Here is an 8,982-nt window from a genome sequence, read left to right on the forward strand (position 1 = left end):
GTCGTTGAACGTTCCTTCGCTCTGGCCAAGCAATGGCGAGCGCTGGCCACCCGCTACGACAAACTCGCGATCACCTACCGCGCCGCCGTCACCCTCTGCGCAATTCTCACCTGGCTACGCCGATTGGGAGACACGCCCTAGGGGGTTCTCTCCTATAAGCGGGCTCTCCTGTACGGCCCCCGGCTCCCTCCCGCACCTACTCGACGCCCCTTCCGGCTGGGGAAGGCTGCCGCTCCCAGCCCTACAGGATCCCGGGGCCGTCGAGGGCAGCCCACAGGACACCGGCCAGGACGCCCAGCGCCAGGCTCGCGGTCGCGGCGACCGCGGCCGTGACGGCCGGCCAGGCGGCCATCCCGCCGCGTCCGGGGAACTCGGCGGCTTGGGAGTCGGGTCGGGCGAAGACGGGGGCGAACCAGCGCAGGTAGTAGAAGAGGCTGATCACGCTGTTGACCACCACCACCAGAGCCAGCCACCCGTGACCGCCGTCCCAGGCGGCGGTGGCGGTGGTCAGTTTGCCCACGAAGATCGCCAGGGGCGGGGTGCCCACCAGCCCCAGCAGCGCCACCAGCACGGTCAGTCCCAACCCTGGGCGGGAGCGGGCCAGCCCGCGGTATTCGGCGAGCGTCCGGTGCTCGGGCAGGGCAGCGGTCACGGCAAAGGCGGCGACGTTGGTCACGGCGTAGGCGGCCAGGTAGAACAACAGCGAGGGCAGGGCCAGGTCGCTGCGCCCGGCTGCGGCCACGGGCACCAGCAGGAACCCCACCTGCGCCACGGTCGACCAGCCCAGTAGCCGGCGGGGATCGGTCTGCCAGTAGGCGGCCAGGTTGCCCAGGAACATCGAGGCGGTGGCCAGTAGGGCGGCGACGAGCAACCAGGAGTGCTCTTCGGCGGAGACTGTGGCCACCAACCGGTACACGGCCACCAGCGCGCCCACCTTGGGCACGGTGGTCAGGAACGTGGCGGCGGTGACCCCGGAGCCCTGGGCGGCGTCGGGCACCCAGAAGTGCATCGGCACCCCGCCGGCCTTGAACAGCAGCCCGGCCAGCACCCCCAGGATGCCTGTCCCCACGGCGGCGTCCGGTGCGGTGGGCAACGCCTCCCGGAGCAGGGCGTAGTCGGTGCCTCCGGCCAGGGCATAGAGCACGGTGACGCCCAGCATCAACAGGATCCCGGACAGCGCCCCCATGAGGTAGGTCTTGACCGCCGCCTCGGCGCCCAAGCGGCCGCCGGTGAGTCCGATGATCCCGTACAGCGGGATGCTGGCCAGCAGGAATCCCACGATCAGCACCAACAGGTCGGTGATCCCGGCCAGGACCATCACCCCGGCGGTGGCGAAGAGCAGCAGGGCGTAGGTGTCGGATTCGCGCGGGGAGTCCTTGAGCTCCCCGGAGGCCACCCCCAGGATCAGCAGGGTGGCCAGGGTGGCTATCACCCGTGCGGCGCCGGTGGCGGTGTCCACGGCAAAGGTACCCGCAAAGGCGCTTTGCGCAGGCCCGGCCATAGCCACCGCGGCGGCGGTCGCGGCGCCCAGTAGCGCCAGGGCGGCCGCGGCGCGGGCGATCCACTGGCGCTGCCGGGGGAGGAACGATCCGCCCAGTAGCACCGCCAATCCGCCGGTAAAGACGATGATCTCGGGCAGCAGCAGCCCGGGGCTCATCTGCATGGAGGCGTCCACGGGTTACCGTCCCACCAGTTCCACGAGGGCGGCCGAGCTCGGCTCGATCACCCCGAGCAGCACCAGCGGCAGCACTCCGATCAGCACGGACAGCGCCAGCAGAGGGCCGGCCGACCACAGCTCGTGCGCCCGCAGGTCCGCGAACCCGGGGGAGCGCCCGGCGGCGGGCCCGGTGAAGACCCGCTGCAGGGCCCGCAGGAACAGGGCGGCGGTGATCACGATGCCCACTAGCGCCACTGCGGTCACCGGGGCCACGGCCACGCTGCCGGCGAAGATCTGGAACTCGGCTATGAACCCGGAGAACCCGGGCAGGCCCAGGGAGGCAAAGGCGCCGATCGCGAACAGCGCCGCGTACCGCGGGGCGGGGCCGGCCAGCCCGCCATAGGAACCCAGGTCGTAGGTCCCGGCCCGGCTCTGCATGACCCCGGCCAGCAAGAACAGGGCGGCGGTGATCAGTCCGTGGCTGACCATCTGCACCATCGCGCCGGTGACCGCCACGGACCGGGCCTGCTCGGCACCCTCCACCAGCAGCCCGGCCGCACCCAGGGCCAGGACGATGTAGCCCATGTGGTTGACGGAGGTGTAGGCGATCATCCGCTTGAGGTCGGTCTGGGCAAGCGCCACCAGTGCGCCGTAGAGCACGGAGACGATTCCCACGGCCACGATCACCCAGGCCCACGCCCGCCAGACCTCGGGCAGCATCGGCATGGCGATCCGCACGAAGCCGTACGCGCCCATCTTCAGCAACACCCCCGCCAGGACGGCCGAGCCGGCGGCCGGGGCGTCGGTGTGGGCCGGGGGAAGCCAGGTGTGGAACGGCACGGTGGGGGTCTTGACGGCCAAGCCCACCAGGATCGCCGCCAGCACCAGCCCCCCGGCGAGCGGCTCACCGGCCAGCGGGGGTGCGGCGACCAGCTCGGGGATGTCAAAGGTGTGGGGCGCCGAGAACACATACAGCCCGATGAAACCCAGCAGCAGGGCCAGCGACCCCAGGAACGTGTAGAGGAAGAACTTCAGCGCCGACCGGGCCGCATTGCCGTGGCCCCACCCGGCGATGATGAAGTACATTCCCACGATCGACAGGTCAAAAAAGACGAAGAACAGGATCAGGTCGGCTGAAACGAACACGCCGAGGCTCATGCTCTGCAGGAACAAAAATAGCGCCGCCTGCACGCGCGGCCGGTCCGAATCCCGCAGGCAGTACACAGCGCACGCCAAGAACACCACGACCGTCATCGCCACCAGCGGCAGGGACAGCCCGTCGATGCCCACGTGGTAACTGCTGCCCACCCCCGGGATCCACGGCACCTGCTCCTCGAACGCCAGCCCGTTCGGTCCCGGGTCCTTGTAGCCGGCCCACACCACGGCAACCAGCAGCACTTCCAGCACGCTCACCGCGATCCACGCCCATCGCGCGGCCGCCGGCCCGATCGCCGGCACCGCGGCCAGGACGGCGGCGGCGGCCAAGGGGAGAAAGACGATCAGACTGAGCATGCTCATCCCATCACTGCGTAGACGGTCCAGGCCACCACGGCCACGGTGAGCACCGCGACGGCCTGCAGGAGGTACTGGTGGACGGCCCCGGTCTGCGGGGTGCGGGCCAGGTGCCCGAGTCGGCGAACCCAACCGGCCAGGCCCTCGACGGCGCCGTCGACCACGGCGTCATCGAGGCGGGCCGCGCCCTGCCCGGCCGTATGGGCGGCCCGTGCGGCTGCTCCGACTCCGGCGTCGAGGACCTCGTCGTCGAACCGCGCCACGGACCGTGCCAGCATCGGGACGGCCCCGGCCACGGAGGTCACGGCGCGGTCCAGGACCGCGTCGTCGAACCGGGCCAGGAGGTGCGCCAACCGCATGACGGGAACGACGACGACAACGTGCGCAGCAGCCTCCAGCCCCAGCCACCGCTCGGCCCACCCGAGTTCCGGGGCGCGTAGACGTCGCATCAGCAGCACCACGGCCAGGGCGATGGCGGCCGAGACCACGAGCTCGAGCGCCGTCACCTCGCCGTGCCCGCCCATCGCCTGGGCGAGGGCGCCGCTGAGCGGGGGCAGCGCCAACACCGACAGCCCGGCCGCCCCCGCGGCCAGCACGACCAGCGGGGCCTGCTCGAGCGCCCCCACCTGCCCGGTGCCGAGCTCTTGCGTTGCGCCGACCTCCCGCCCGGCGGTGGGCTCCTCGACCCGGGCCTGGGCCCCGCGGTGCCAGATCGTCCATAGGACCTTGCCGGAGTAGGCCGCCGACAGGGCCGCCGCCACCAGTCCTGTGGCGTAGAGCCAGGCCGAGGTCTCCAGGGCCCCAGCCAGCACCGCGTCTTTGGTCGCCCACAGGGACAGCGGCGCGATCCCGGTCAGGGCCAGGGCTCCCACGGTCGCGGTCACGCCCACCACCGGCCATCGGCGGCCCGCCCCGCGCAGTTCCGTGAGCTTCTCGGTGCCCAACGCGGTGAGCCACGCCCCGGCAGCGAGGAACAGCAGTGCCTTGGTGGAGGCATGGGCCACCAGTTGGGCGGCACCTCCGCTCACCGCGCCCACTCCGGCGGCCAGCACCACAAATCCCATCTGCGCCACAGTGGACGCCGCCAGCAACTGTTTGAGATCCCGTTGGGCCAACGCCACGATCCCCATCGCCACCGCGGTCAGTAGCCCGATCCACGCGGCGGCCGGGCCCGCCCACCCGGTGGAGGCGAGCAGCGGCTCCACGCGCAGCAGCAGGTAACCGCCCATTGCCACCATCGCCGCCGAGTGCAGCAGTGCGCTGACCGGACTGGGGCCCTTCATCGCGCCGGAGAGCCAGAACGAGAACGGCAGCTGCGCGGCCTTGCCCAGTGCCGCCACCAGGATCCCGGCCGCCACCACGTGCCGCCACGGGCTCTCCGCCGCCGGCAACTCGGACAGGCCCATACCGGCGCCGCCGGCCAAGGCAGCGCCGGCGGCCAGGTAGAGACCCAGGTCGGCGGTACGGGTGGTGAGGAAGGCCGTGAGCCCGGCCGAGACGCGGTCGGTGTCCCGCCACCAGAACCCGATCAACGCGTACGAGGTCGCGCCCATCAACTCCCAGGCAAACAGCAGCGCCGGCAGGCTGGCGGCCGAGGCCGTGATCAGGGCCGCGGCGGCGAAGAGCAGCATCAGCCCGTGGAAGCGGGGCCGGGCCGCCCGGATGTTGCCGGCCGCAAAAACCAGCACCAAAAGGGTCACCACTGCGACCATCGGCAGGGTCAGCGCCGCCAGGGCGTCGACCTCCAATGCCACGTCGACGCCGGCGATGAACGGGAACGCCACCGCAGGCCGCGCAACGGCGACGACAGCCGCCAGCAGCGCGGTCACGGCAGCGGTCGATACCGCGATCGGGGCCGCAACCCGCTCCGCCCGGGTCAGCGCGAGCACCGCACCCACGGCAGCCGGGAGCACCACCAGGGTCAGCAGCAAGGTCTGGTCGGCGGTCATCCGGAGAGATCCTCGGCCATGTCGGTCATGTCGGTCTGCCGCTTGCGGTGCAACAGCGTCGCCACGGCAAAGCCCATGGCCATCTCCACGGTCATGGCCGCCAGCACCACCAGCAGCAGCACCTGCCCGGAGGGGCCCGGGGCCAGGAACCACCAGAACCCCGCGGCGGCCAGGAGCACCCCGTTGATCATCAACTCCAGGCCCATCATCACCATCACCACCACCTGCTGGGACAGGGCCCCGTAGAGCCCGACGGCGAACAGGGCGGCGGCCACCACCAGAACGGCCTCCAGGGTCATCGACCCACACCTCCCGGCTGGGGGTCGTCGGCCGGGCGGCGCCGCAGATCGTCGCCGAGCCGGTCGTAGCGGGTGCGCCCGGCGGCCAGGACGATCCCGGCCACGATGGTGGCCACCATGACCGCGCCCACCACGGCCATCACCAACATCTTTTCGCCCATGATCTCCAGGCCCAGCGCGTTGGTGAGGTCCTCGGGTGGGGCGCCACGTCGCTCGGGCCACGGGATCAGCAGCGCCCCGGCGGCCAGCAGCACAAAGACCCCGACCGAGGTGCCGATCGCGGTCTTCTTCCCGTGGGTCATGTCCATCGGCATCAGCGCCGGGTTCATGCCCATGAACATCACCATGTAGACCGCCATCACCGCCATCTCCATGACCATCATCAGAATCGTGATGATGCCCAGGTAGCTCTGACCCAGCAGCAAAATCATCACCCCCACGGCGATGAACGATGCCGCCAGCGCGTAGGTGGCCCGGGCCATCGAGTCCACCACGAACACGGCCGTCCCCGCGGTCACCGCCACCACAGCGAGTACCCAGAACACGATCCCGACCAGCACGGCTCAGCCCTTCCAGACCACGACGAGGGACACAAGCAGATCCTGGGCCACGACGGCCGGGAGCAAGACAGTCCAGCCGATCTCCATGAACCGATCCGGTCGCAGCAGCGGAAGTTTGCGCCGCGCCCACACCAGAACCGTCAGCACCAGCGCTGTCTTGACCAGCACCCACGCCCAGTCGGGCAGGACGGGCCCGGCACCACCGCCGAGGAAGAGCGGCACCGAGAACGCCGCCCCGGCGGTGAGGAACAGGTAGCGCCCGGCCTGCAGGACCAGCCGATCGACCCCCGAGAGTTCGGCCGTCACCCCGCCGACGATGTCCGCGGACAGGGCCGGGGCGAATGGACCCCATACAGAGAAGCCGGTCACGCCGATCAGGAAGACCAGGAACGCCACCGGCATCCACACCACAAACCACACGCCGTCCTGCGCGGCCGCGACGTCGCCCACCGCCAGACTGCCGGCGGCGATCGCCGGGGCCACCAATGCGAACATCAGCGGCAGCTCATAGGCCAGCCCGTGCGCGAGGAAGCGGTAACCGCCCACCAGACCGTGGATGGAGTTGGCGCCCCACCCCGCCAGCCAGACCAGGGCCCACACCATGACGTCGACGGCGTTGAACCACACGACTCCCACGTCGAGGTCCGCCAGTGTCCAGCGGCCCAGCGGGATCACGGCGATCATCAGGAACGCCCCGACCAGCATGCCCGCGCCGCCGATCCGCCACAGCAGGGTGTCCGCGGCGACCGTCGTGCGGCGACGCTGCCGCAACAGACGGGCCGCACGGGCCAGGGGAGTGGGCCCGCCACGACCGCCGCCCCGCGCCGGCGACGAGAGCACCCCGTCCAGCGCCACCGCGAACAACGCCAGCCCACACAGGATCACCCCGGCCAGCACGGCCCACCCACCGGACACGGTCGTCACCACGGTCTCAGACATGCCCCACCTCCCGGACGGCAGGATGCGAGCCCAGATCAAGGCTCGCCACCGCCAAGCGCACAGTGCCCAGCTCCAAACCGGTCACCAGGTCCGGCACCACCGCCCACGGCACAGTTAGTTTGTCCGCAGATTCCTGCGCTGAGCCGCCATCCGCCCGGTCCGGCGTTGCGCCGCCGACCTCGACGCGGATCCGTTCCAGTTGGGCCAGCAACCGGTCGTGGGCATCCCCGAGGCAGTGCCCCGGCAAGCCGTGGCGCTCCAGATCGGCCGGGCCGAGCGGCAGCACGCCCCGCAATGACCAGCGCAGCAGCCGCGACCTGCGAACCTTCCGGTGCAGACGCTCGACGGCGTCACGGGCGGCACCGGGATCGCCCGTCAGAATCCCGTCCCGGGCACGGCGGGCGCAGTCCGCCAGGTCTTCGGCACCGGCCAGTGCCAGCAGTGCCATGACCTGATCACATTGGGTCACCGTGGCAGACGCGTGGTCCGTGGGCCGACCGGGTGCTCCGGCCCTGTGCTCCGTCGCGTCGATCACCGAGGCGGTGGCGTCGACGACAACGTCCCCCTGTAGCGAGCAGTGCAGCACGAGCCCGGCCGGCCAGAACGGCAATACCGGACCGAGCGGCAGATGGAGAACATCCATCTCCAGGCCGTCGCGGTCCTCCCCGCCTTCGGCCAAGGGAATCCCGGCGGGAGCCATGTCCATATCCCCGTGGCCTTCATGGCCCTCGTGGCCACCATGCCCGCCATGGCCTTCATGGCCCTCGTGCCCGCCGTGGTCTGCGTGGCCCTCGTGGCCACCATGCCCGCCATGGTCTTCGTGGCCCTCGTGCGCCTGGCGATCCGCGTGCTCTTCGTGGTCCGAGTGTCCACCGTGGCCCTGGTGTTCCTCGTGTCCTTCGTGGCCCACGTGCCCTTCGTGCCCTTCGCCATCAGCATTGTTCGCGTGATCGGACATCGAGGGCTCCTGCGCCCGTTCGCGGGCGTCGGTCCGGTGATGGGAAGTGTCGAGCAGGAGCGCAGTGGCATTGTCGAGGGCGGGAACCACCGCTCCGGGCGAGGCGATGCCGATGCGCACCCGAGGGCCGGGCATCTGCTCCCAGAGGCGGTTCGCCAGATCCGACAGCTCAGGACCCGGCGCACCACACACGACGAGCACGTCCCCCTGAGCCGGACTACTGGCTATCCGCCACCCGCGACGGAGTAGCTGTTGCTCAAGCTCCATCCGAGTCGCCCACTGGCCCGGGGCCTCGACGACGAGCACCCGGGTGGCCTGGACGGCGAGGCGGGCGAGAAACGGGCTCAAGCCCATCGGAATGCGCCTTCTCGCCGTGCCCAGGCCACGGCGACTAGCAGGGCACCAAGGAACAGGAACATCTCCACCACCGCAGAGAGCCCCTTCTCGATCACCACCACGGCCCACGGGTACATAAAGAGCATCTCGACGTCGAAGGCCAGAAACACGATCGAGGCGAGGTACCAGCGTGCGTGGAACCGCGACAGGGCGTGCTCCTGCGGTGCCCACCCGGATTGGGCCGGCAGGACTGTCAACGGGTCGGAGGTAATGCTGGCCACGCGGTGGAGTGCATAGAAGAGAGCAACGACAGACAGCGCCACCAGAGCCACGGACACGATCCCTGAGGACATGACGGTCTCTCCCCTTTCTCGCGGTCGAACATCGAGGCCGGTCGCTGAGCGATGGGAGTCACCTTAACGGATTACCGCGATCGATAATCTCGTTCCAGCTCGGCGGTCAGCCGTGACCGGGGCCGGCTCCGCAGAGCAGGAACACCCGCGTGTGGGTCCGACTGATGCGAAATCTCTGGAACCGGTTGGGCTCGACTGGGGGCGGGGTTGTCGTCGAAAGAAAGCGCACACCTCCGCGCGTCGCTGGCTACTCATCGAAGAACTGTCCACATTCCTTGACTAGGGCGTGTCTCCCATAGCTGAGCGGTGACCCGCGAGACCGTGGCCGTATGGGACAGACGAAGTCACGATTTCGCCAGTTCACCGACGAGCAGTGGGAGCGGATAGAGCCCCTGCTGCCCTCCAATGAAGGGCGGCAG

The 8,982-nt window shown here is 70.3% G+C and carries 8 protein-coding genes; all 8 read right to left on the bottom strand.

The features are described 5' to 3' along the window. Positions 1 to 241: 241 nt before the first annotated feature. The 8 genes from ACOQFP_RS24065 to ACOQFP_RS24100 are packed head-to-tail and all read right to left on the bottom strand — an operon-like array spanning position 242 to position 8,563. Entirely contained in the window at positions 242 to 1,657 is a 1,416-nt protein-coding gene (locus tag ACOQFP_RS24065; protein ID WP_042329325.1) for an NADH-quinone oxidoreductase subunit N, read from the bottom strand. A gap of 21 nt (positions 1,658 to 1,678) precedes the next feature. Next, the gene (locus tag ACOQFP_RS24070; RefSeq protein WP_007626381.1) at positions 1,679 to 3,169 is read right to left on the bottom strand and encodes a complex I subunit 4 family protein; all 1,491 of its coding nucleotides are present in this window, start codon (positions 3,167 to 3,169) and stop codon (positions 1,679 to 1,681) included. Positions 3,170 to 3,171: 2 nt separating this feature from the next. Then, positions 3,172 to 5,118: an NADH-quinone oxidoreductase subunit L gene (locus ACOQFP_RS24075; protein WP_206492765.1), complete on the bottom strand. Its 1,947-nt coding sequence runs from the start codon at positions 5,116 to 5,118 to the stop codon at positions 3,172 to 3,174. Then, the gene (locus ACOQFP_RS24080) at positions 5,115 to 5,417 is read right to left on the bottom strand and encodes an NADH-quinone oxidoreductase subunit NuoK (RefSeq protein ID WP_017836397.1); all 303 of its coding nucleotides are present in this window, start codon (positions 5,415 to 5,417) and stop codon (positions 5,115 to 5,117) included. Before ACOQFP_RS24080 ends, ACOQFP_RS24075 begins: the two co-directional genes overlap by 4 nt. Further along, a complete protein-coding gene (locus ACOQFP_RS24085) occupies positions 5,414 to 5,977 on the bottom strand; it encodes an NADH-quinone oxidoreductase subunit J (protein ID WP_064257203.1) in 564 nt (187 codons plus the stop codon). The genes ACOQFP_RS24080 and ACOQFP_RS24085 overlap by 4 nt, the downstream gene beginning before the upstream one ends. Positions 5,978 to 5,980: 3 nt before the next feature. Then, entirely contained in the window at positions 5,981 to 6,916 is a 936-nt protein-coding gene (locus tag ACOQFP_RS24090) for a complex I subunit 1 family protein (RefSeq protein ID WP_017836399.1), read from the bottom strand. Further along, positions 6,909 to 8,228 carry a hypothetical protein gene (locus tag ACOQFP_RS24095; protein ID WP_421585770.1) on the bottom strand — a complete coding sequence of 440 codons (1,320 nt, stop codon included), beginning with the start codon at positions 8,226 to 8,228 and terminating at the stop codon, positions 6,909 to 6,911. Before ACOQFP_RS24095 ends, ACOQFP_RS24090 begins: the two co-directional genes overlap by 8 nt. After that, entirely contained in the window at positions 8,219 to 8,563 is a 345-nt protein-coding gene (locus tag ACOQFP_RS24100; protein WP_007626392.1) for an NADH-quinone oxidoreductase subunit A, read from the bottom strand. The genes ACOQFP_RS24095 and ACOQFP_RS24100 overlap by 10 nt, the downstream gene beginning before the upstream one ends. Positions 8,564 to 8,982 lie beyond the last annotated feature (419 nt).

The sequence above is a fragment of the Rhodococcus sp. MALMAid1271 genome, assembly GCF_049195265.1.
Taxonomy (GTDB): domain Bacteria; phylum Actinomycetota; class Actinomycetes; order Mycobacteriales; family Mycobacteriaceae; genus Rhodococcoides.